The following is a 20,408-nucleotide window of genomic DNA, read 5'->3' as shown; positions in this document are numbered from 1 at the left end:
CGACAAGTGAAACATCTAAAATAGGACTACAGGTATCTGATGTATCAGCATACAGATATAGCGGATATTTATATTACGCACACCATTTGGCTTTGCTGCATTAAAATCTTTTTTAAGCTTATTTTCAGCAGTCATTTCCGGATTGGAAGCGTGCTATTTTTTCTTTTTCCGAATGATCGAATAGATTCCAAGTTTTTTCATCATCCGGTGAATCCAGTTCTTGCTGTAACTCATATGATTGAAATGGTTTATCCAGCTTGTTATTCGCCGATAGCCTAATATATGATAAAATTGTTCATCGTATGCTTTTATCAGTTCTGCCAATTTTAGGTTCTCCGCCTCCTGTTCAGGGACTGAGCGCCGTCGCCGCACGGGAAATTCCCGACTGCCTGCCCATCTAGCTGATCTGCCATTGTTTTTCTTTACTAAAATATTTAATCGCCATAAATTTCAATTCGTGGTGTTATTTCTCAAGCCTCACATCCTTTCAAAGGCTTTCACCTTTTTTAGCAGTTCTACTACCATATCTTTTTTTCAAGCTGGCGTTTAAGCCTTATATTTCCCCGGTGCAGCCGTTCCAGTTCATCCACTTCTTCATCTGATTTATGCGCCATGCCTATCCAACAAGACTGTTTCATCATCAGCATCATATTTTTAATACAGGAATAAACCTGACTGTATGAAAAATCAAGCCAAGAAGCGGCTTCCTTGTAATCTCTATCATAGGAAATGCAGTGTTCATCGCTTTCTTTTCGTTCTTCAAGGGTTGTTTTTCTCTGTGCTTCTGTCATATAGACTTCCCTCTTAGGATCATAATCCCTAAGCATTCTATTGGCATTATACAACAAAACATCTGCCGTGCTGATTTTGTGCTTTGCGGCAAGGTCAATTGTTGAGGCTTTTCCACAAAGATACGCCTCGACCACCATTGTTTTGGACTCGGCTGTGTAAGCTCTTTTACCGGTTAGCTGCAAAAGCCTTTCTTTTGTTTGCTTCTAATATTGCCACCCCCATCGTTTAAAGCATCCTGTTACTGTTTTGTATCCTAACTCATGGACTTTTTCTTCCAGCGAAAAGAGTCTATTCATGTATCTTTTTACAATATTTAATTTTTTTTCGAGTATATGTTTCCTATACATAAAATCCCCCCTAAGTAGATTTTGGTTATTTACCTTGTCTACTTAGGGGGGATCATCTCAATTTATGAAGGCTCTTTAACATTCCAAAATTGCTCAAAACGCTCACTTTTTATCTAAATAATAACGCTCGTTTTTCTTGAATTTTTAGGCAATGTTCCAAAAACAATTCCATATTTGTCTTCTCTGTTTTTTTAAATTTTTCAATTAACATTTCTATGCATTCTTTTCCCGTTTGCTCTAAAAATAATTCCCTGAAATAAGCGTTGTAGTTTCCCTTGTCTTTATCATTTTGCGCGCAAGATAAATTTGCTTCTTTAAAAACATCTTCAAATGTATGGTCATTATAAATTGGATGAACAAACGTTTTTAACCAATGACTGTCGAACAGGTGCCCATTTTTATATTTTTTTATGAGCGACATATCATAATTTTCTTCTAAATCCATGATTGGATAAATCGAAAAATTTACTGGCATTCTTGTTTTTTTATCATATTCAATGGTTTCATAAAAAGAAGAAAAATTCTTTTTGTTTTTTAAATAATAATTTGTTTCAAGATATTTTAATATTCCTGTAATTTCGATACTGCTTCTCCCTTTATTATTGGATTCGATGATCATTGGTATTCGCAAATTAGCTTTTATACTTTGGCAAAAAAGAAATTCTGTTTTACCATGGGCGATCACCATTATTTCCGAATAAAATAGTTTTTTTTGACGGTTTTTATCCATTTAAAACATCCTTAATTTCCTCAAAGTCAAAATATCCAATAAAAGGCACGCCTCCATAGAGTCCCTCTAAATATCTTGTCTGAACATTATGGTTTGGATAAATTCTTTCAAATTCTCCTAAGCTTACTAATTTTTTATTTCCATTTTCGTCAAGTAACAAAATATAAATATATTCGTGGCTGATTTCATTTAAGAGTGTCGTATTATGTGTTGTAAGAATCATCTGTCCTTCCATGGACTCTACTTCATGCTTAATTAATTCATTAAACAAAAGATCATGCATACCGGTATCGGCTTCATCAATAATGACGGTATTGCCAATATATGCTTCTAAAACAGGCGCAAGCAGATCGATCAAATTAATGGTCCCTGTTGATTCCAGACGAATACTGATGTCTCTCAACTGATTACCGATTCTTTTTTTGAGCATTAATTCATATTCAATATATTCTGGATCATCGGCAAGCCACGTTTTATAGTAAACATCTTTGATATCGGATACTAAAGCTGTTAAAAAAATTCTCAGAACATCTTCTTTTGTTTGCAGCGTCTTTTCTTCTTTTTTAAGTATTTTGCCAGCATCCAGTCTATTTAAAAACCGATAGTGCAAACCTCCAATCTGTGAGATAGAATGAGATTTCTTGCATTTTGTAATAAAACTTTTAAAAAAGTAAAATACTTTAAAAAAATTTTGATTGATCCGTTTTGAAAAATAGGATTTATTCTTTTCCTTAAACTCTTTATTCAGAATAGATAAGAAGGTGTGCTTACCCCAGTACTGCTGAATTAATTCCTCAAGCATTTCTCTTAACTCTGTATGATAAAATACACTTTTTGAGAGCATCACCTTATCGTTTGTAATTTTAAAAAGTTCCCCCCGTGAAGTCTTTATTTTATAGTACAGGCTTTCCTCTTTTACACCTTCTGTGTCAAAAGTCAGTCGATAATTCCCTTCAGCACCATCAATGACAAAATGGTATTCTACGACACTTTTACCTTCTGCATCCACCATGACACAATCTTCCGCTAATGATAAAAAATCCATCGGACGCGTTTCTGACAAAAATCTTAACAAACTTTTTTTACTTTTATAAATTGTTTCTTTATCCATCAACTCATTGAATTGAATCTGAAAATCCAGCGTTTGGATAGATTCCTGTAAAAATTGAAATGCATAGACGATGTTTGATTTACCCGCTCCATTTTCTCCATAAATAACAATCGCTTTTTTAGGAAAATTCTTGATTTTAGTAAAATCAGCATTGAATTTTTCAAACGACTTAAAATTCTCTAAATATAATTCAGAAAACATTTTATCCACCTCCTCGAATTAATTATACATTATTCGATACATTTTGTCACGTTTTTTTGTTTTTTTATAAGCATTTACGCATAATATAGTTATACCCATTATTAAAAGATTTTTTCATTCCCCTTGATTTTTTCCCTCATTCCCCCCAATCCCTCTCCTTTTCCACCCTTTCTGATACTTTTTCACCCCCAAACCCGTCCATTTTTTACCTTTTCACCCCTTTTTTGGGGTCATAAGCCCTTTTGCGCTTTTTAAAAAACCGGTTTACAATGGGTTCAAGCTTAAAAAAACAAACAGAACACCGGTGTTCCGGAAGGAACTTTAAAATGTCAAACACATTCAAAAAAACAATGGATTCGAAGCAGACAACGGAACAGCGCATTGAGGAGCTGGAAAGGCTTTTAAACAGCACCGGGGGACGCACCGCACTGGAGGATCGGTGCTACCAGATCATTCATACACATATGGCGCCTGTGCTGCTGCTTGACACGCCGGAGGGCCTTTTATACGGCGTGCGGGATGTGGAGCGGCTGCTGGGGCTTTCCATGCCAAGGCACCGTGTACGCAGGCTGCTGGGGGCAGGCGCGGTGAGCCTGAGAGCCGTACTGCAGCCGGATAACCTTAAATGTTACCAGCTCCGTGCCTTTATCAATAAAGACAGCGTCAGGAAGCTCATTGCCGCGGCAACATATTTAACGGAGGACCAGCAGGGGGCTTACAGGGGCTGGCTGCTCCGCATTGCTCCCATGCTCATCAAAAACGCCAGGGAGGCAGCCTAAATGACAACGTCACAAAAACGCTACGCGCCGGTCTGCCTGCCCCAGGTCTTTGGCGATCAGAGCTTCCGCACCCTGTACGACGCCCAAGATCACACCGTTTATTTTGTCCTCAATGATATCTGTGTCCTGCTGGGCCATTCCAACGCCCGCATGGCGGCCAAACGCCACACGGCTCCCCGGGATGTCACCAAACGTTACGTCCTGGATTCCAACGGGCGCTACCAGCGCACCACAGTGGTCAACGAGTCGGGCCTCTACGCCCTGATCTTTGGCAGCCGGCTGCCTGCCGCCAGGCGCTTCAAGCACTATGTAACCAGCCAGATTCTGCCGAGCATCCGCAAATACGGCGCGTACATGGATCTGGAGGTGCTGGAGCAGGTGGAAAACGACCCGGACGCCTGTGCAAGACTGCTCTGCTCCCTGCGGGCCGCCCTTTCCGAAAAACAGGCGCTGGAAAAGCAGCTGGCCCTGGCCGGGCCAAAAATCCTCTTTGCCGACGCGGTGACCGGCGACAGCCGCACCATCAGCATGTACGGTATGGCAAACCTTTTAAAAACCGCGGGATCCCAGGGCATGAGCCGCAAAGCGCTCATGGAAAAGCTGCGGCAGCTGGGGTATCTGAGCGTACAGCCCGGCAGCTGGAACCACCCCACGGCCAGGGCAGACGGCCTCATCGAGCTGTGTATCCGGGTGATCTGGCCAAGGGACGAGCATGGCAACCGCCTACCGGGGCGGCGGCCCATGGTGCTCCATGTTCCCAGAATTACCAGTGCGGGCCAGGTTTATTTTATGCATCTGTTTATGGAAAAGGAGGCAGCCCATTAACTACATTCGCGAGGTAAAGGAATTTTATGGCTGGCACCGGGACCACCCGGTGCCGGCAGCGGCCAACATGCTCTGGCATTACCTGATGTACCGCAATAACGCCTGCGCGGTGCCCACCCTTGGCGGTGAATGAAGATGAAGGGCAGAATTTGTCGTAAGCCCGCACCAGCTGGAGCGGGACCTTGGCCTCAGCTACCGCACCCTCAGCCGTGCCCGCGCACAGCTGGAGGACGCGGGCCGCCTGCGCTATCAGCCTGCTGTCAAAAACAGCCGCGGCATCTATACGCTTCTCCCCTTTGCCGGGAATCTGGCGCCGGTAGCGCGCCAGAACCTTGGCGGCCAGAGCATTCTGGTCTACGACTACGTGGATTATCCACAGGCTGTGGACAAATAGAACAGCGGGTGGACATTTTAGGCAGGCTTTTGAAAGTTCTATAATTAATTGACCGCTTAAATAAGATAAAGCAAAAAGAATACAAGCGGCAGATAGGAGATTTCAAAATGGAATCAAAAGAAAAATTAGAACTAATGGACTTAATTATTGATTATGGAATTGCCCAGTATATGACAGGTCTGTATCATAACGATATTGAAAAGAAATGTTGTTATTCTAAGACTGCGCATGATATTCATACTAGAATTTTAGATTGTTTATTCCCTGTGGCGATTACAGGATTAAAGAAATAATAGAAAATAGGAGAAAAAACATGGAATATTTTATTGTAGGTATTAACGAGGTAGATTTCACAGATGATAAAGGCAAGCGCATTCAGGGAACCCGGTTATATTTCAATTATCTTGATGATACGAACCCTAACATTATTGGCGCTATTGCGGATTCAAAATGGTTAACCAAAGAACAGGTAGATAAATTTGGTATTGATTTGCGTACTCTTGTGCGTAAAACCGTCAATATTGTTACCAACTTGAAAGGCAAGATTGTAAATATTATTCCCGTAGAAAAAGAAGCAAAACAAGCTTAATAAGGTGAAAAAATGGATAAACGTAAGAAAGTTGCTGTTCAAGAAAAATATGACGCTATTTTAGAAAATGCCGTTATCTGTTATGCCCTTTGGGATATAAGTTGTCAGATTCTCGAAGATATGGAAAGTCAGTATTCCTTTCTAAAGGCATACAGTGAACAAATGAAAAATTAGAAAAGCTTGGCAAAGCGTACTTTTCTAATTTATTCATTTGCCCGAAACCGTCGGTTTCGCCAGATTGGAACGACTGGAGGTCAATATGTCAGGTCTGGAAATTATACAAGCTGAATGTTCAACTGCAGGTTTGATCTTTGGTGCATTGTTAGCCCTGATCGTATCTTTGGAACTCTCAAAGATACTCAAGTAGGGGTGCAATATGACACCGGAATTAATGCAAATTTTTGTAGATTATATGCTCATTGGTTTTTCGAGCGGTTTAGGTGCTTGGGCTTTGGGTTTTGGGGCTTATACGTTATTTAAAGCCGCTTGGAAGTCTAGACATTGAAAGGGGGTGGCAAAATGGCTGAAGGTAGTGTAAATGCTATTACTAAAATCTTTACCGATGGTTTGGCAAGTATGAACCCTGAAATTTTAATTGTACTTGCTGCTGCAGCTGGTATTTCTTTCTTATTCCTGCTCTATGATGTTGTTTGGAAAGGCGTTAGAAAGAGTAAAAGAGGTTAAGATTGTTGAAATGAAAAAGCCTGTCGGCCTTCCTCATCGGGTTGGCAGACAGGTTTTTTACATTAGATCAATAATCATTTAGAGTATATTGTAGTTGTTTTTGATATTCTCAATATGTTGTAATTTTTCTATTTCTGTTTTTTGTGTTAGTGGGAAAAGTTTTTGATATAGTTGATCAATTGTATTATTTGAAAGTATGTTTGGGCTGTCATTTATTATTTTTTTTATTGTGGTTATAACATCTTCTCTTTTTATAACGATGGATTCTTTTGTTTTTAAATCGATCTTTTTTAAAGTGCAACGGTTGCTAAAAACAATGATTGAATGGTATATAAGATTGGTTTCATTTGATAGATATTTTGTTATCCATTTTATGTGTCCTTTATTTTGAATGATAGGATTAAAAAAATGTTCCTTTTGAACTTTCCCGCCATTTGGAAGTGTTTGTGTCCAATTTTTTTGAAATTCACTTCCAAAAATCCAACCACTATAGTTTTTAGATTCAAAAATATATAAACCTGTATTGTGAATCATGATTAAATCAATTTCAGTTGTTTTATTATCATCTTTAGGAATATAACAATTAAAAAGAAATTTTTTATAACCATCTATCTTTTTTAATTCATTATATGTTAAGTATTCGCCATATTTACCTTTGTCGAAACGTACTGATAGGAAAGAAGCGTGTGTTTGTTTTGAATATTCTGTTTTATCGTATTTAATTTTATCAAAAATAAGCTGAACGGCCAGAACTAAAAATGGTAAAAGAAGTAAAAATATAATGGCATATAAAATCATTTTGCCCCCCTTGTTATTCATAATATGTATAGATTAATTATAAATTTAATAGTATATAAAGTAAAGATAATAAATCGTTATTTAGAAGGTTTAAAAATGAATGTTAAAATCAGTAAATTTGTTAATTTAAAAATATTGGCTGTTGCACTGGCGGTTATTATTGCAATAATGCCCTTTTTTCAGCCTAAAAAAGTACAAGCATCACCTTTGCTTCTTGGTATTACTGCTTTATTAACAACTGGGATGATAGCAGGTCGTTATGTACAAACTAATGTTTTATATACGCCTGAGCAAATGAATCAAATAAATGAAAAATGGACAGCGAACCTCCAGACAGCTTTCCCCGACCCTAAAGACTATAATGATCAGATGAACGTTCTCCAGAACCTCAACCAGAAGCTTCTTAACGGCGAGGAAGTGGACTGGAGCAAATACAGCGGGAAAGCCTTGTACGCCGTCCTAAAAGGGGTGGTAGATGTGGTCTGGCCGTATACCTATACCTTTACTAACAGAACGGTAGGTTTTGTTGATGGTTGGAGAGTCGAACATGGCTTTGATTATCCCTATACACATTCTTCTTTTGCGCGTTCGAGCTTTACAATTGCGGATGACCGAATGTATTCTTTTGTGTTTAAAAACGGTGCTGAGCCACGTCCGAATTATTATCGCACAGGTTCTTTTTATGTTTGGGATCCTGATGGTATATCAAAATTATATAATTCTACTTATTTTGTAAGCAAGACCGAGCCTTATTACACTGTTACTTTTTCTACAAGTTGTTATCCTGAATTAGATCAACACGCAAAAGTACTTTGCGCCGTTTATGGTATTCCTGTATCTGGAAGCACCTTAAATGCACAATTAGTTTCTAATATCACCGCCAAAACCGCCAACAAAGTAAAACTCCCAACCCGTCTCCCCCAAACGGTCATCAACAACATAAACAATTATTACAACGGAGAAACAGAAAACTTAACCATCGCTCCAACCCCGGAAGAACTTCCCACTTTGCCAGATGGATACAACCCGAACACGGACGAGCTCCCCGACATCCCCGGCTACCAGGACGTAACCCCTGATCAGGAACCAACCGACACTCCCGATCCCACGCCAACACCCGTAGAACCCACACCGACACCAGAAGGAGAATACAACGGTGATCGCTGGGTCAACCCTATCGGAGATTTCTTTGACGGTCTTTTGAAATTTATGAAAGCGGCTTTCATTCCAACCTTGAGTCTTAACCTCGATGCCCTAAGCGCCGTCCCTGATAATCTCGGTGAAAAATTTCCGTTTTCACTCCCAAGTGATATTATCGGTATGGTGACCCTATTTCAGGCCGAGCCTGTCCCTATTGAAATTAGCTTCAATATCCCAACCCACATTTTTGGTTATCAGGATATCCCAATAAAAGGGGACACTTCTTTCATGGATGACTACATGCCGGCGATACGCAACCTGATCTTTTTAATCTTTCTGTTTTCGCTCGCATGGTCAACCTTTAACATGTTTTTTGGAGGTGGAGACGATTGATTGCCGACTTCTTTATTATGATTATAAATTTCTTTATTACATTGATATGCGGTGTGATCACATGGATTGTCAATATTCTGCCGACCAGCCCTTTTAAAAATTTAAGTCTGGAAATCCCAACCCAATATTTAGGCTATATCAATTATATTATCCCCTTAAATTTAATCATACCCGTCCTTTTAGGCTGGGCGGTGGTTGTGGTCGGCTATAAGTTCCTTAAATGGATTTTACACATTTTAAAATTGGAATAGGAGGTTTTTATATGATCAAAGTCTATACCGGAACCCCGGGCGCTGGAAAATCCCTGCACGCCACGAAAGTCATTTGTTCATGGCTTGAAGAGGGGAAAAATGTGATCGCAAATTTTCCAATGCTCGTGGATAAAATCAAGAAAAATAACGGTCGTTTCTTTTACCAGCCCAACGAGAAAATTACCGTCCCATATCTGATGCAGTTTGCCCAGACCATGCACGAAGAGCGCAAAGAACATCAAACCCTGATTGTGATCGACGAAGCCAGCGTTAAGTTCAATGCCAGAACCTTCATGGACGAAGACCGTCTTGACTTTCTATCGTTTTTCGCTCAACACCGTCACTACGGCTATGAAATCATCATGATTATCCAGAACCTGCATCAGATTGACCGACAGATTAGAGACCTTTCAGAAATAGAAGTGCATCACCGAAACGCTAAAAATTTTTGGGTGTACAAATTGATTCCCTTTTCATTATTTATCGCCATTGAAAAGAATTTGGCCGTCAAAGACCAAAACTCAAGTTATTTTTTTACTTATAGCAAATACTACGGAGGTTTATATGATACATTTTTTGAATTCAATCACAAGATTGTTGCTGAACCTACAGCGGTTATTCAGAAACAGATACTAGAGTCCGAAATTATCCCCACAGACCGACAGCCGAAAAAAACACCAAAGAAACTAAAATCAACCGGAAAAGCGGGACGGCCGCGATCGGTCGGAAGGGTACCGCAGGGGGGCCCCTCCGTCCGGCGTGCCCGCCCCGCCAGACCAGAAAATTTAGTCGATGAGTTGTTTAAAATCGAATAGGGGCGCAAGCCCCTACTTGACATAAGTAACACTTAACGGTCATTGTACTCAATGCAATACAAAATCAAAAACGCTGTGCAGGTCAAACAGTTTAACAATTATTATAAAATTACCATTTGCAAAAACATCACCAAAGGTAAAAAAACAACGAAACATACCCCCAAAGGAAAAGCCGGGAATCAAACAAAACTTAAAAATTCCGTTTCTCGATCAAAGAAAATGGTTTTGGAAAAAGCTTTGTGTAACCCGTGGAATTGGTTTGTTACTTTAACTTTAGACCCTCAAAAATATCAACGGGATAACCTTAAGAAGTTTATTAAAGATTTAGGGCAGTTTATCCGAAATTATCGCCGGAAATACCCAAATTACGCTATTAAATACATTTTAATACCAGAACTTCACGCCGATAAAAAGAATTGGCATATGCACGGTTTATTTTCAGAATTACCCTTTGATGATTTGGAACCGCATCCGGTTAAAGAGCTTTCCGAAAAAGGTTATCTAAACTGGTCAGCTTACCAAAAACGTTTTGGCTTCAATTCGCTGGGCGCAGTGAAAGACCCCGTCAAAGTTTCAATGTACATCACAAAATATATTACAAAGGATTTAGACAAATCGGTGACCGAGCTCGACCAGAAACTTTACTATTGCAGTCGGCACCTTAAAACGGCTGAACTTGTCTCACAAGGCCGTTTGAAAGACTACATTGATTTCCAGATGGATTTTGAAGGCCGCTATAGCAAGTCTCAATTTGTGAACGATTATGAATTTTTCAAACAATACTATATAGAAGATACGTTTTGAATACTGCTTTATGTTAAAATTTTAATCTTGAGGTTAAAAGGAGAGATAAACATGTTTAAACACTTAGATATAGACGAGCGTAAATTTATCGAAGCCTACACAAAAGCAGGCTTTACACAGCGGAGTATTGCCGGAATGCTTGGTAAATCTGAAAGAACCATACGCCGGGAATTGGCACGTTGTGAAAAAGGACACTATTCTTCCAAAGAAGCACACGAACAGTATAAAAACAGGCAACACCATAAGGGGCGCAAAATTAAAGTATCCGGTGATGAAAATCTAAAAAAATACATTGAAAAGTATATCCTGCATGGCTGGTCACCCGATGCTATTGCCGGAACTTTGAAACGCAAGAAACTTTTTGATCGTCGCGTTTGTACCACGACCATTTATAACCTTTTAGATAAGAACTATTTTAAAAACGTCTCCAACGAAAATCTTTTAATTAAATCTAAACGCATCATCAAACGTCGTAAGCCAGACCCTGAAAAACGAGAAAAATATAAACCCGAACGCTACCGCAGTATTGAGGAACGCCCAGACATTGTGAATGCCCGTATAACGCCTTTTAATTGGGAGATGGATTGTATCGAATCAAAGCGAGATGATAACGCAGCCCTTTTAGTTATGACTGAGCGTTTAACCCGATTCTCGTTCATCCGAAAAATCAAGTCTAAGTCACCAAAAGCGGTTAAGGAAGCATTGGACGAGCTTCAATTAAAATTTGGCCGACTTTTTCCATTTATCTTCAATACAATTACCGTTGATTGTGGTAGTGAGTTTTTGAAAGATCAATTGATTGAATTTGATTCACAGGGAAAACGCCGTACAACCTTATACTTTTGTCACCCCGGCAGTCCCTGGGAGCGTGGAAGCAACGAAAATTATAATCGTTTTGTCAGAAGGTATGTAAATAAAAAATATCGTATCTCTCATTTACCAGAACCCCAACTGCAGAACATTCAAGAGCTAATAAATGAGTTTCCCCGGAAGATACTTGGCTACCGCTCTTCAAAAGAATTGCTTATGGAATACCTTTCAGCGATTTTTATATAAGTTTTTTAAAAAACCGGACAATTAAACTTGACATTTACCTTAGGCAGGCTTTTGGCCAAAATCCAAGAACAGGAGGCCGAATCAACCCCTGATTTGTCGCCCTTTAATAATAAACTTAATTAATATACTTTTCTTTTTTATGTATTCCTGGAGGTGATTTATGATTCAAAACCGATATGGCAAAGGACCCGGAGTGATCCCCGGCCGGCGCCTGTTTAACATCCAGGCAGGCGCCCTTGTGGATATGGATATCTGGGCGCGCACGCCGGAGGAGGCCGAGGACGCCTACAACACCTTTCGTGAAGCGGTAACCGGACATTTTGCCGGCCTTTATCTGGAGGACGCAGTGATTTTTGAAAGTGAGGCAGATCGTGAGTAACGAAAAATACACCGAGCTCAACAGCCTGGTAAAACGCGCCCAGGAGGGCGAGCGCTGAGCCGAGGAGGCCATTGTGCTGCGCTTCCGGGCGCTGGTGCTGTCATCCATGCAGCGTCTCATCGCGCCGGAGCACTATGAGGACGCCTACCAGGACGGCTGTCTGGCCGTTCTGGAGGCCATCCGGTGTTTTGACGCCTCCCTGGGGATTTATTTCAGCAAATATGTGCAGCTGAAGGTCAACTACTGCTTTCTGGAAAGGGGACGTTTTTATAAAGGTCCGGCGCCGGAGACGCCGCTCAGCCTTGACGCTGCCTTGTCCGACGCGCCGGATGCCGGAACTCTGGCCGACGGTATCGCAGACGACGCGCCCCAGGCGGACGATACACTCATCCATCGGGAGGCAGCGGACCAGCTCCGCCACCTGGTAAGGGCGCTGCCCGATCAATACCGGCTGGTTATTGTGGCGCATTACTTTGAGGGCCTCTCTCTGGCCGAAATTGCCAGGCAGCGCGGGCTGAGCCCCAATACCGTAAGCACCTGGCACCGGCGCGGGCTGCATGCGCTCAGAAAAGCGTTCAACAGCCCGCATTTTGTTTAAAGGTAAAAGCGGTTTCGGCCGCTTTTTATTTTTTTTAAAAAATCTGAACGGCGTTTGTCTTTTTTCGCATTATGTAGGTATCCCCCAAACGAAAGGAGACTGAAAATGGCAATTGAAAAACAGATTACTGACGTCGATATGAAAACCACCCTGAATTACGGTGATAACGGCGAGGGTAAAATTGTGAAAAAGACGAAAACCTACGGTGATGTGCGCCAGGATGTCACAGACGAGGCCTTTTACGCCACGGCCAAGGCCATCGCGGCACTGCAGGAGCCCATTATAGAACGCAAGCAGAAGGTTACTTCTGAGGAACTGATGGAAGTGTAACCCACACTTTGGCCAGCAGATTAAAAGAACAAGGAGGTGCTGTACATGGCAGCAACAAACAGTAAGGATTTAATTCTCAGTTATGAACGGGCCGATGGTAAAACCCACAATATGACCATCCCGGATTACAGAGCGGATATTACCGACGCCGAAATCAAGACCGGCGCAGCGGCTATTCTGGCTCAGGATATTTTTCTTCCGGACGGCGTGGGCCTGGTCAAGGTCGCCGGGGCCGTGAAGGTGGAAACCACCAAAACCGACGTTCCCGTCGTGGATGCGGAAGTATAGTTTTCAAGCGGCCAGCCGGCCGCTTTTTTTACTGAAAGGAGTTTGGTATGCGCTATAAAAAAACAGGCGGCGCGCTGATCCTCACCACCCTCGTGGTCAGCCTGATCTTTACCGCCTCACTGCCCATTCCGGCAGCGGTCACTCCGCCGGACGTATCTCCGCCGCAGACGGCTGCTCCCCCCACAGCGGAAGAGACGCCAGAGCCCGGGTCTCAGGAGGCAGCGCCAGACGATCCCCCGCCGGACGTAATCCCCCACGCGCCAGAAAACCGGGAACCCCAGGCCTCCGGCCATTTTCGGATGTCGGAGTATGCCTGCGACTGCGGCGGCTACTGTGACGGATGGCCGGCGCAGATGTCGCCCGAGCTGCTGGAACGCATCGAGGCCCTGCGCTGCCAGCTTAACCGGCCCGTGATCATCACCTCTGGCGTCCGCTGTCCCGAGCGCAACGCCGAGGTGGGCGGTATCCCGCACTCCTGGCACCTGAGCGGACACGCCGCAGACCTCTACTGCCCGGGGGTTTCGGTGGCAACGCTTGCCGAAACGGCAGAAAACTGCGGGCTGGGCGTGCTGCCCTATTACGAGAGCGGCTATGTGCATGTGGAATTGTGGGAATAACCTTAAAAAGAAAACCGCTGTGCTTGAATTTTCAGGCACAGCGGGGTATAATATGGGTAGAAGAGTAATCGTAGCAAGGCGGTTGCCTCGTAATGATGGACTTCACTACCCTTTCGTCGGTCAAAACTTGGGGGTAGTGTCGTTTTTATTTTTTGTTCTTTTTATCGTTTAGATAAGAAAGAACCGCTACTAAGAGCCCACAGCCTGCTACCAATAGTGATAGCATTTCGTAAATACTCATAAGCAACGCCTCCTTTCTTCGAATCTTAAATTCAAAGGCCGAAGGCAACACTATCCCGATTGCGATTACTCTTGCTTATTTTAACATACAAGCCAATATAATACAAAACAAAAAAGAACATACGCTTCTGGCGTATGTTCCTTTTATTTTACAGATTAATAAACCCGGCCTTTTTACGGACCTTCATGAGGGTTTTATAGGCCATCCTTGAGGCTCTCTCGGCGTTTTGCTTCATGACGCTTTCCAGATAGCCCTTATCGGCCAGCAGACGTTTATATTCGGCCTGGATGGGGCGCAGGGTTTCGGCCACGCTTTCGCCAACGGCCAGCTTGAAATCGCCATAGCCCCTGCCCTCGAACTCCTTCTGGATTTCTTCGAGGCTGCGGCCAGTGGTGCAGTTATAGATTTCCATCAGGTTGGAGACACCGGGCTTATTGGCGCGGTCGTGGCGGACCTCGGTATCGGAATCGGTGACTGCGCGCTTGAATTTGCGGATAATCGTGTCCGGATCGTCCAAAAGCGACACAAAGCCGTTGACATTCTCATCGGATTTGGACATCTTTTTGCCGGGCTCCTGTAGGCTCATGATGCGCGCGCCGGTTTCGCCAAAATAGGGCTCGGGCAGCTTAAAGGTTGGACTGAACTGCTGGTTAAACCGTGAGGCGATGTCTCTTGCCAGCTCGACATGCTGCTTCTGGTCGTTGCCGACTGGTACCAGATCGGACTGGTACAGCAGGATATCGGCCGCCATCAGAACCGGGTAGTCAAAAAGGCCGACGCGGATGTTGTTGCCTTGCTTTTTGGATTTGTCCTTATACTGGGTCATACGGCTCAGCTCACCCATGTAGCTGAAGCAGTTAAGTATCCAGGTCAGCTCGGTGTGGGCTGGTACGTGGGACTGCACATACAGGATGGATTTGTCCGGATCGATGCCCACAGCCATCAAAATGGCCAGGGATTCGTAGGTGCGGCGTCTTAAATCCGCTGGAACCTGCGGCACGGTAATGGCGTGCAGATCGACCACGCAGTACAGGCAGTCATAGGCCTCCTGCATGGGCACCCAGTTCTTCATGGCGCCGAAATAATTGCCGATGGTAAAGGTTCCGGACGGCTGTATGCCGCTGTATACAATTTTTTTTTCTGGTGTTTCCATAGATGCTCCTCCTAATGGATTCAAAAGTTTTATTCGTCAATATCCAGCTTTTCCAGGGTCAGCTCATTGCAGCCAAGGGCCAGCTGGTCGATCATGTTCTCAAAGATCGTATAGTCCCTTGCCGCGCCGGTGGCGCAGATGCGGGTCACGCCATCGTACTGGCTTTCGTTAAAGGCGTCGTTTTTCTTCAGGTATTCCTTCAGCAGGGTGATCTGCTTGTCGGCCGGGTCGATGATGCTGAGGCAGGGGTACATCTCCTCAATGGTTTTGCGCACAATGGGAAAGTGGGTACACCCCAAGAGCAGGGCTCTGATCCGTTCTCTTTCAAAAATAGGATCGATGGCCTCTTTAATATTCTGGCGCAGCAGCACCAGCTCACCCGGGTGATTGTTGATCACGTTGGCCAGGGTGCGGGTCCCCTGGGTAATATAGCGGACCGCCTGGGTGTGTCCGGACAGAATGTGCTCATAGGTACCGTTTTTGACCGTGGCGGTGGTGGCGATGAGCCCCACGGATCCTTCCTGCTGGTGGTCGATGGTGGCCAGGCAGCCAGCCTCCACAATGCTGAATAAGGGCACCCTTGCGGTGAGCCGGTCAATGAGCGAGGAAATGGTATTGCAGGCCAGAAGAATGGCCTTAACGCCCATATTCTCCAGAAAACGGATATCGCTGTTGCCAAAGGCGATGATTTCCTCATTTTCCCGTTCTCCGTAGGGCATGCGTTTGGCATCGCCCAGGTAGACGATGTTTTCTCTGGGCAGCTGGCGCTGCAGCTCCCGCAGGACGGTAAAACCGCCGATTCCTGAGTCGATTAAACCAATTGGACTGCTGTTTCCCATAAGCTTATCCCTTCAATTCAAGTATTAATCGCGAAAGATAATGGTGCCATCCTCATCCATTTCATCCACAATGGCCAGTGATTCCAGCCGTGTGCCGGACGCGCGGATTTCTTTTCCGCCGTTCTGGAAGCCTTTTTCAATGGCGATGCCCACGCCCATCAGCTGGGCGCAGGACTGCTTTACAATTTCCTCCAGTGCCTCGACGGCTTTGCCGTTTGCCAGGAAATCGTCAATGATCAGTACCTTATCCTCGGGATTCAGATATTTTTTTGAAACCATGATCTGGTAGGTCTGCTGCTTGGTAAAGGAGTAAACCTCACTGGTATAAATGTCCTTATCTAAATTTAAGGACGCGTTTTTCTTGCCGAACACCACGGGGCAGTAGTCAAAATATTTAGCGGCCACAGCGGCAATGGCAATACCGGAGGTTTCGATGGTTAAAATTTTAGTGACCTCGACATCTTTAAAGCGGCGCGCGAATTCCGCGCCCATGGCTTCAAAAAGCCGGATATCCAGCTGATGATTAAGGAATGAATCCACCTTCAATATCTCTTGTCCAAGCGCGCACCCATCGTTCAAAATTTTATTCTTTAATAATTCCATTTACCCTTTTCTCTTTCTCGATTAACAAATCTTTTTTACATATTTATCTATTATATCAATCTTTTTCATACTTGACAATAGAAGCCGCTAAGAGTGAAGGGGTGATTGTTCGTTCCAACAAAAAAGCAGCGCATCTTTCAGCGCTGCATCTAAATTTCAATTTTACTTCTTTTCCTTCGCTGCCTGGGCTTCGGCGACGACTTTTTCGGAGATGACGGCCGGGGCTTCTTCGTAGCGGACATATTCCATTTCAAATTCGCCTCTGGCCTGGGTCATGGAGCGGAGCTCGGTGGCATACTTAAACAGCTCTGCCAGCGGCGCTTCTGCGGTGATGACCTGTTTTCCGCCGTCGATGGGTTCCATGCCCATGATGCGGCCGCGTTTTTTATTGAGGTCGCCCATGATATCGCCCATGTATTCTTCGGGCACGGTGATGGTCAGCTTGTAGATGGGTTCGAGCAGAACCGGTGAGGCTTCCTTCATCCCTTTACGGTATGCCAGGGTAGCCGCCATCTTAAAGGACATTTCATCCGAGTCGACCGCATGGTAAGAGCCGTCGTACAGGGTGGCCTTTACGCCGGTGACTGGGTAGCCGGCCAGCACGCCTTCGCTCATACAATCCTGAAGGCCTTTTTCGACATGCGGGATAAAGTTTCTCGGCACAGCGCCGCCGACAACCTTGTCGATAAAGACAAAATCGTCATTCGGGGTATCGCCTGGTTCAAAGGTAACCCAGACGTCACCGAACTGGCCGCTGCCGCCGGACTGTTTCTTATGACGTCCCTGGGCGCTGGCAGATTTACGGATGGTTTCACGGTATGGCACCTTCATGGGTTCCAGGTTAACGCCAACGCCGAATTTCTGCTGTAATTTATTGGAGATAACTTCCAGGTGCATTTCGCCAAGACCTGAAAGCAGTGTCTGCTTGGTTTCGTTATTGCGGTTAAAGCTCATGGTCGGATCTTCCTCGATCAGACGGTGGAGGCCGGTGGACAGCTTGTCGATGTCCGCTTTGGTTTTAGGTTCAATGGCCATCGAGATCACCGGTTTCGGGAATTCGATCTTGTCATAGACGATGGGGTCCTTCGGATCGCACAGGGTATCGCCGGTAACGGTAACGCCCAGCTTGGAGAAGGCGCCGATATCGCCTGCCAGTAAGGCTTCGATTTCGATCTGCTTATTGCCGCGCAGCACGTATATATGGTTGGTCTTTTCCTTGGCTTCCTTGGTGGAGTTATAGACCTCGGTGGTGGCCTCAAGCACACCGGACATCACCTTAAAGATGGACAGCTTGCCGACAAACGGGTCAACAATGGTCTTAAATACCAATGCGGAGAAGCTTTCGCTGGCGCCGCAGGCACGTTCGACTTCTTTTCCGTCTCTTGGGTCTTTGCCCACAACCGGTTTTGCGTCCTTCGGAGACGGCAGATAAGCGATAATCATATTTTCCAGGGTTTCAACGCCGATGTTCTGTACTGCGGAGGTACACAGAACCGGGATCAGGTCGCCGTCCAGCACGCCGGTGCGGATACCGTGGTGGATTTCGTCTTCGGTCAGCTCTTCGCCGTCAAAGTATTTTTCCATCAGGTCTTCACTGGTCTGGGCTACGGATTCCATGATCATTTCACGGAAAGGCTCCAGCTCTTCCTTCATATCTTCCGGAACTTCCACGTCAAAGCAGCGGTTGTCTTTTCTTTCGCTTCCTGTCATATCAACAATGTTGACGACGCCGCGCATTTCCTCGCCTTCGCCCATGGGTAATTCAAAAGGAATGACCTTATTGCCAAAGGCTTCCTTCAGGTTATCCATAACCTTGGCAAAGGTCGCGTTTTCGCGGTCCATTTTGTTGACCACAATGAAAGCGGGTACGTCAACCTTTGACAACAGCTCAATGGCTTTTTCGGTACCTACCTGTACGCCGGCTAAAGCATCGACTACGATAACAACCGCATCTGCGACTCTCAGTGCTGCGTAGGCGTCCCCGATAAAATCAAAGTAACCGGGTACATCGATGATATTAATTTTGTGTCCACCATATTCTACTGGAATAATGGATGAAGAAATGGAGAACATTCTTCTCTTTTCTTCCGGATCAAAATCGGATAAGGTATTTCCTTCATCAACTCTGCCCATTCGGTCAATGGCACCTGCGTTAAATGCCATCGCCTCTGTCAATGTTGTCTTGCCGCTTCCTCCATGTCCTAAAAAAAGGATATTTCTGATGTTTTTGGTTGGATACGTTTTCATGCTTCTTCCCCCTTGCTAGATTCTTAAGTGATTGCATTTTCTCGAAATCATTATTTTAAAAGGTTATTTTTCCTGAAAATGCGTTTGGTTTGTTGCATGTTACTATTTTATAATATTTTGCAGAAATTATCCACTAAAACTTGTAAAGAATTACAAAAAATTTTAAAAGGGGACCGAAATCCCCTTCAGGCCTTGTTTTTCTTAAGGTTACAGCCCAACTCTCAGCTTCTCCATAACCTTCTTTTCCAGACGGGATACCGTCATCTGTGATTTACCGATAATGGCGGCCACCTCCTTCTGGGTCTTTCCGTTATAATAACGCTCCTCTATGATCATCCGCTCGACTGGGTTCAGGCTTTCCAGGCGCTGGCGGAGGTCTTCGACATTGCCGATGTTTTCGATCCGCTCGTCCTCTTCGCCGATCAGGTCTAAAAGCGTTGCTTCCTGACCATCCGCGTTGCTCTCAAATTCAGTCGACAGGGACTTGGGATAAAAAACGTTATTGCCTTCCATGGCTTCGATCACAGCTTCTTCAGTTACCTCCAGATAGTCCGCAATCTCAGAGATGGTCGGTGTTTTCATAAGCTTGTGCTCCAGGGTTGTCTTCGCCCGGTTGATCTCGCGGTTAAGCTCCTGGATTCTTCTTGGCACACGGATAATCCACTGCTTGTCACGATAATATTTTTTGATTTCTCCGATGATGGTGGGTGATGCAAAGGTGTCAAATTCAAATCCCCTGTCCGGGTCGTAGCGTTCGACTGCGTACATCAGCCCCAGACAGGCAACCTGATAAATATCTTCCACATCGTTACTGCGGTAAGCGTATTTTTTGACCAGTAATTTAGGAATATATAGGAAATTCTCGATGAGGCGATCACGAATTTCCTTGTCGCCTGTTTTCTTGTATTCGATAAACAGCTCTTTTGATTCCTGTTTTGTCATTTGATTTGGATATTCCATCTCATGTCCTCAGGTATTTCACCATCGTGATACTGGTACCCATTCCTTTATTACTTATGATTTCTACCTCATCCATCAACGATTTAATAATAAACAGGCCGAAACCGCCTGCCTGGTTGCCGGGCAGCTCCGGCTCGCTTACGCTTTCGGGCTCATAGCCTTCGCCCGTGTCTTCGACCTTAATGGTAAGCTTGTCCTGCTCCAGCTGATAATACAGATCGTAACACTGTTCACCTGAACAGCCATGGCGCAGAGCGTTTGTGCAGGCCTCAGAAACGGCCACCTTCAGGTCCTCTACCACATCAATCGAAAAGCCGACGATGTTTCCAACAGAAGCGACGGTCAGGCGTGCGAGGCTGACAAACTGCGGAAGACTCGGCAGGCTGATGTGAACGGTCTCTCCCTGCAAACTTCTGCATGTACTGCAACTCATATCACTCATTG

At 44.4% G+C, this 20,408-nt stretch carries 27 protein-coding genes; 16 read left to right on the top strand and 11 right to left on the bottom strand.

The genetic code is table 11. The features are described from left to right. Positions 1–518: 518 nt before the first annotated feature. The 3 genes from I2B62_RS07165 to I2B62_RS07155 form a co-directional block, all read right to left on the bottom strand. Complete coding sequence (locus tag I2B62_RS07165) at positions 519–974, bottom strand: hypothetical protein (protein ID WP_243259444.1); 456 nt, start codon at positions 972–974, stop codon at positions 519–521. A gap of 274 nt (positions 975–1,248) precedes the next feature. Then, entirely contained in the window at positions 1,249–1,869 is a 621-nt protein-coding gene (locus I2B62_RS07160) for a hypothetical protein (protein WP_195268303.1), read from the bottom strand. Next, positions 1,862–3,181, bottom strand: a complete 1,320-nt coding sequence (locus tag I2B62_RS07155; protein WP_195268302.1) for an AAA family ATPase — start codon at positions 3,179–3,181, stop codon at positions 1,862–1,864. The genes I2B62_RS07160 and I2B62_RS07155 overlap by 8 nt, the downstream gene beginning before the upstream one ends. A 326-nt stretch (positions 3,182–3,507) precedes the next feature. Between I2B62_RS07155 and I2B62_RS07150 the strand changes: the two genes are divergently transcribed. From I2B62_RS07150 to I2B62_RS07125, 7 genes are all read left to right on the top strand, one after another. Next, a complete protein-coding gene (locus I2B62_RS07150; RefSeq protein ID WP_195268301.1) occupies positions 3,508–3,960 on the top strand; it encodes a hypothetical protein in 453 nt (150 codons plus the stop codon). Then, positions 3,961–4,785 (top strand): phage antirepressor KilAC domain-containing protein, encoded by an 825-nt coding sequence (locus I2B62_RS07145; RefSeq protein WP_195268300.1) that lies wholly within the window; start codon positions 3,961–3,963, stop codon positions 4,783–4,785. A gap of 501 nt (positions 4,786–5,286) precedes the next feature. Beyond that, positions 5,287–5,472, top strand: a complete 186-nt coding sequence (locus tag I2B62_RS07140) for a hypothetical protein (RefSeq protein ID WP_195268299.1) — start codon at positions 5,287–5,289, stop codon at positions 5,470–5,472. A gap of 20 nt (positions 5,473–5,492) precedes the next feature. Beyond that, entirely contained in the window at positions 5,493–5,768 is a 276-nt protein-coding gene (locus I2B62_RS07135) for a hypothetical protein (RefSeq protein ID WP_195268298.1), read from the top strand. Between the two features lie 12 nt (positions 5,769–5,780). Then, entirely contained in the window at positions 5,781–5,942 is a 162-nt protein-coding gene (locus I2B62_RS07130; RefSeq protein WP_195268297.1) for a hypothetical protein, read from the top strand. A gap of 202 nt (positions 5,943–6,144) precedes the next feature. Next, entirely contained in the window at positions 6,145–6,273 is a 129-nt protein-coding gene (locus tag I2B62_RS20635) for a hypothetical protein (protein WP_279354779.1), read from the top strand. Between the two features lie 14 nt (positions 6,274–6,287). Then, on the top strand, positions 6,288–6,452 hold the full coding sequence (locus I2B62_RS07125) for a hypothetical protein (RefSeq protein ID WP_195268296.1): 165 nt from the start codon (positions 6,288–6,290) through the stop codon (positions 6,450–6,452). A 78-nt stretch (positions 6,453–6,530) separates the two neighbouring features. Here I2B62_RS07125 and I2B62_RS07120 read toward each other — a convergent pair whose 3' ends face one another. Beyond that, the gene (locus I2B62_RS07120; RefSeq protein ID WP_195268295.1) at positions 6,531–7,250 is read right to left on the bottom strand and encodes a nuclease-related domain-containing protein; all 720 of its coding nucleotides are present in this window, start codon (positions 7,248–7,250) and stop codon (positions 6,531–6,533) included. A gap of 96 nt (positions 7,251–7,346) precedes the next feature. Here I2B62_RS07120 and I2B62_RS07115 point away from each other — a divergent pair, with 96 nt between their 5' ends. The 9 genes from I2B62_RS07115 to I2B62_RS07075 all read left to right on the top strand — a co-directional run bounded on the left by I2B62_RS07115 (position 7,347) and on the right by I2B62_RS07075 (position 13,921). Beyond that, complete coding sequence (locus I2B62_RS07115; protein ID WP_195268294.1) at positions 7,347–8,783, top strand: hypothetical protein; 1,437 nt, start codon at positions 7,347–7,349, stop codon at positions 8,781–8,783. A 262-nt stretch (positions 8,784–9,045) separates the two neighbouring features. Then, positions 9,046–9,849: a zonular occludens toxin domain-containing protein gene (locus tag I2B62_RS07110; protein WP_195268293.1), complete on the top strand. Its 804-nt coding sequence runs from the start codon at positions 9,046–9,048 to the stop codon at positions 9,847–9,849. Positions 9,850–9,900: 51 nt separating this feature from the next. Beyond that, positions 9,901–10,653, top strand: a complete 753-nt coding sequence (locus tag I2B62_RS07105; RefSeq protein WP_195268292.1) for a hypothetical protein — start codon at positions 9,901–9,903, stop codon at positions 10,651–10,653. A gap of 51 nt (positions 10,654–10,704) precedes the next feature. Continuing rightward, complete coding sequence (locus I2B62_RS07100; protein WP_195268291.1) at positions 10,705–11,709, top strand: IS30 family transposase; 1,005 nt, start codon at positions 10,705–10,707, stop codon at positions 11,707–11,709. A 160-nt stretch (positions 11,710–11,869) separates the two neighbouring features. After that, the gene (locus I2B62_RS07095) at positions 11,870–12,088 is read left to right on the top strand and encodes a hypothetical protein (protein ID WP_195268290.1); all 219 of its coding nucleotides are present in this window, start codon (positions 11,870–11,872) and stop codon (positions 12,086–12,088) included. Positions 12,089–12,161: 73 nt separating this feature from the next. Next, entirely contained in the window at positions 12,162–12,686 is a 525-nt protein-coding gene (locus tag I2B62_RS07090; RefSeq protein ID WP_195268289.1) for a sigma-70 family RNA polymerase sigma factor, read from the top strand. Between the two features lie 105 nt (positions 12,687–12,791). Then, positions 12,792–13,016, top strand: a complete 225-nt coding sequence (locus tag I2B62_RS07085) for a DUF1659 domain-containing protein (RefSeq protein WP_195268288.1) — start codon at positions 12,792–12,794, stop codon at positions 13,014–13,016. A gap of 45 nt (positions 13,017–13,061) precedes the next feature. Next, positions 13,062–13,304, top strand: coding sequence for a DUF2922 domain-containing protein (locus I2B62_RS07080; protein ID WP_195268287.1), 243 nt, complete (start codon positions 13,062–13,064; stop codon positions 13,302–13,304). Between the two features lie 47 nt (positions 13,305–13,351). Continuing rightward, entirely contained in the window at positions 13,352–13,921 is a 570-nt protein-coding gene (locus I2B62_RS07075; RefSeq protein WP_195268286.1) for a D-Ala-D-Ala carboxypeptidase family metallohydrolase, read from the top strand. A 145-nt stretch (positions 13,922–14,066) separates the two neighbouring features. On the opposite strand, the gene I2B62_RS20495 is transcribed toward I2B62_RS07075, so the two are convergent. From I2B62_RS20495 to I2B62_RS07045, 7 genes are all read right to left on the bottom strand, one after another. After that, positions 14,067–14,162 (bottom strand): putative holin-like toxin, encoded by a 96-nt coding sequence (locus I2B62_RS20495; RefSeq protein ID WP_224168789.1) that lies wholly within the window; start codon positions 14,160–14,162, stop codon positions 14,067–14,069. Positions 14,163–14,310: 148 nt separating this feature from the next. Further along, complete coding sequence (trpS, locus tag I2B62_RS07070; protein WP_195268285.1) at positions 14,311–15,315, bottom strand: tryptophan--tRNA ligase; 1,005 nt, start codon at positions 15,313–15,315, stop codon at positions 14,311–14,313. Positions 15,316–15,344: 29 nt separating this feature from the next. After that, positions 15,345–16,154: a glutamate racemase gene (gene murI / locus I2B62_RS07065; protein ID WP_195268284.1), complete on the bottom strand. Its 810-nt coding sequence runs from the start codon at positions 16,152–16,154 to the stop codon at positions 15,345–15,347. 24 nt (positions 16,155–16,178) lie between these two features. Further along, a complete protein-coding gene (locus I2B62_RS07060) occupies positions 16,179–16,757 on the bottom strand; it encodes a xanthine phosphoribosyltransferase (RefSeq protein ID WP_195268283.1) in 579 nt (192 codons plus the stop codon). A 162-nt stretch (positions 16,758–16,919) separates the two neighbouring features. Next, positions 16,920–19,004 (bottom strand): elongation factor G, encoded by a 2,085-nt coding sequence (gene fusA, locus I2B62_RS07055; protein WP_195268282.1) that lies wholly within the window; start codon positions 19,002–19,004, stop codon positions 16,920–16,922. A gap of 207 nt (positions 19,005–19,211) precedes the next feature. Further along, a complete protein-coding gene (locus I2B62_RS07050) occupies positions 19,212–19,964 on the bottom strand; it encodes a SigB/SigF/SigG family RNA polymerase sigma factor (protein ID WP_058695728.1) in 753 nt (250 codons plus the stop codon). A gap of 1 nt (position 19,965) precedes the next feature. Further along, positions 19,966–20,406 (bottom strand): ATP-binding protein, encoded by a 441-nt coding sequence (locus I2B62_RS07045; protein WP_195268281.1) that lies wholly within the window; start codon positions 20,404–20,406, stop codon positions 19,966–19,968. Between the last annotated feature and the right edge of the window lie 2 nt (positions 20,407–20,408).

Origin of the sequence: Eubacterium sp. 1001713B170207_170306_E7 (assembly GCF_015547515.1) — a bacterium.
Classification (GTDB): Bacteria; Bacillota; Clostridia; order Eubacteriales; family Eubacteriaceae; genus Eubacterium.
Note: the sequence above shows the minus strand (reverse complement) of the source record. Positions and strands in the feature narration are given on the sequence as shown.

Coding starts and splice junctions, on each gene's coding strand:
- I2B62_RS07160 (WP_195268303.1), bottom strand. CDS start 1,869: ATGGATAAAAACCGTCAAAAAAAACTATTTTATTCGGAAATAATGGTG.
- I2B62_RS07155 (WP_195268302.1), bottom strand. CDS start 3,181: ATGTTTTCTGAATTATATTTAGAGAATTTTAAGTCGTTTGAAAAATTC.
- I2B62_RS07150 (WP_195268301.1), top strand. CDS start 3,508: ATGTCAAACACATTCAAAAAAACAATGGATTCGAAGCAGACAACGGAA.
- I2B62_RS07145 (WP_195268300.1), top strand. CDS start 3,961: ATGACAACGTCACAAAAACGCTACGCGCCGGTCTGCCTGCCCCAGGTC.
- I2B62_RS07140 (WP_195268299.1), top strand. CDS start 5,287: ATGGAATCAAAAGAAAAATTAGAACTAATGGACTTAATTATTGATTAT.
- I2B62_RS07135 (WP_195268298.1), top strand. CDS start 5,493: ATGGAATATTTTATTGTAGGTATTAACGAGGTAGATTTCACAGATGAT.
- I2B62_RS07130 (WP_195268297.1), top strand. CDS start 5,781: ATGGATAAACGTAAGAAAGTTGCTGTTCAAGAAAAATATGACGCTATT.
- I2B62_RS20635 (WP_279354779.1), top strand. CDS start 6,145: ATGACACCGGAATTAATGCAAATTTTTGTAGATTATATGCTCATTGGT.
- I2B62_RS07125 (WP_195268296.1), top strand. CDS start 6,288: ATGGCTGAAGGTAGTGTAAATGCTATTACTAAAATCTTTACCGATGGT.
- I2B62_RS07120 (WP_195268295.1), bottom strand. CDS start 7,250: ATGATTTTATATGCCATTATATTTTTACTTCTTTTACCATTTTTAGTT.
- I2B62_RS07115 (WP_195268294.1), top strand. CDS start 7,347: ATGAATGTTAAAATCAGTAAATTTGTTAATTTAAAAATATTGGCTGTT.
- I2B62_RS07110 (WP_195268293.1), top strand. CDS start 9,046: ATGATCAAAGTCTATACCGGAACCCCGGGCGCTGGAAAATCCCTGCAC.
- I2B62_RS07105 (WP_195268292.1), top strand. CDS start 9,901: ATGCAATACAAAATCAAAAACGCTGTGCAGGTCAAACAGTTTAACAAT.
- I2B62_RS07100 (WP_195268291.1), top strand. CDS start 10,705: ATGTTTAAACACTTAGATATAGACGAGCGTAAATTTATCGAAGCCTAC.
- I2B62_RS07095 (WP_195268290.1), top strand. CDS start 11,870: ATGATTCAAAACCGATATGGCAAAGGACCCGGAGTGATCCCCGGCCGG.
- I2B62_RS07085 (WP_195268288.1), top strand. CDS start 12,792: ATGGCAATTGAAAAACAGATTACTGACGTCGATATGAAAACCACCCTG.
- I2B62_RS07080 (WP_195268287.1), top strand. CDS start 13,062: ATGGCAGCAACAAACAGTAAGGATTTAATTCTCAGTTATGAACGGGCC.
- I2B62_RS07075 (WP_195268286.1), top strand. CDS start 13,352: ATGCGCTATAAAAAAACAGGCGGCGCGCTGATCCTCACCACCCTCGTG.
- I2B62_RS20495 (WP_224168789.1), bottom strand. CDS start 14,162: ATGAGTATTTACGAAATGCTATCACTATTGGTAGCAGGCTGTGGGCTC.
- trpS (WP_195268285.1), bottom strand. CDS start 15,315: ATGGAAACACCAGAAAAAAAAATTGTATACAGCGGCATACAGCCGTCC.
- murI (WP_195268284.1), bottom strand. CDS start 16,154: ATGGGAAACAGCAGTCCAATTGGTTTAATCGACTCAGGAATCGGCGGT.
- I2B62_RS07060 (WP_195268283.1), bottom strand. CDS start 16,757: ATGGAATTATTAAAGAATAAAATTTTGAACGATGGGTGCGCGCTTGGA.
- fusA (WP_195268282.1), bottom strand. CDS start 19,004: ATGAAAACGTATCCAACCAAAAACATCAGAAATATCCTTTTTTTAGGA.
- I2B62_RS07050 (WP_058695728.1), bottom strand. CDS start 19,964: ATGGAATATCCAAATCAAATGACAAAACAGGAATCAAAAGAGCTGTTT.
- I2B62_RS07045 (WP_195268281.1), bottom strand. CDS start 20,406: ATGAGTGATATGAGTTGCAGTACATGCAGAAGTTTGCAGGGAGAGACC.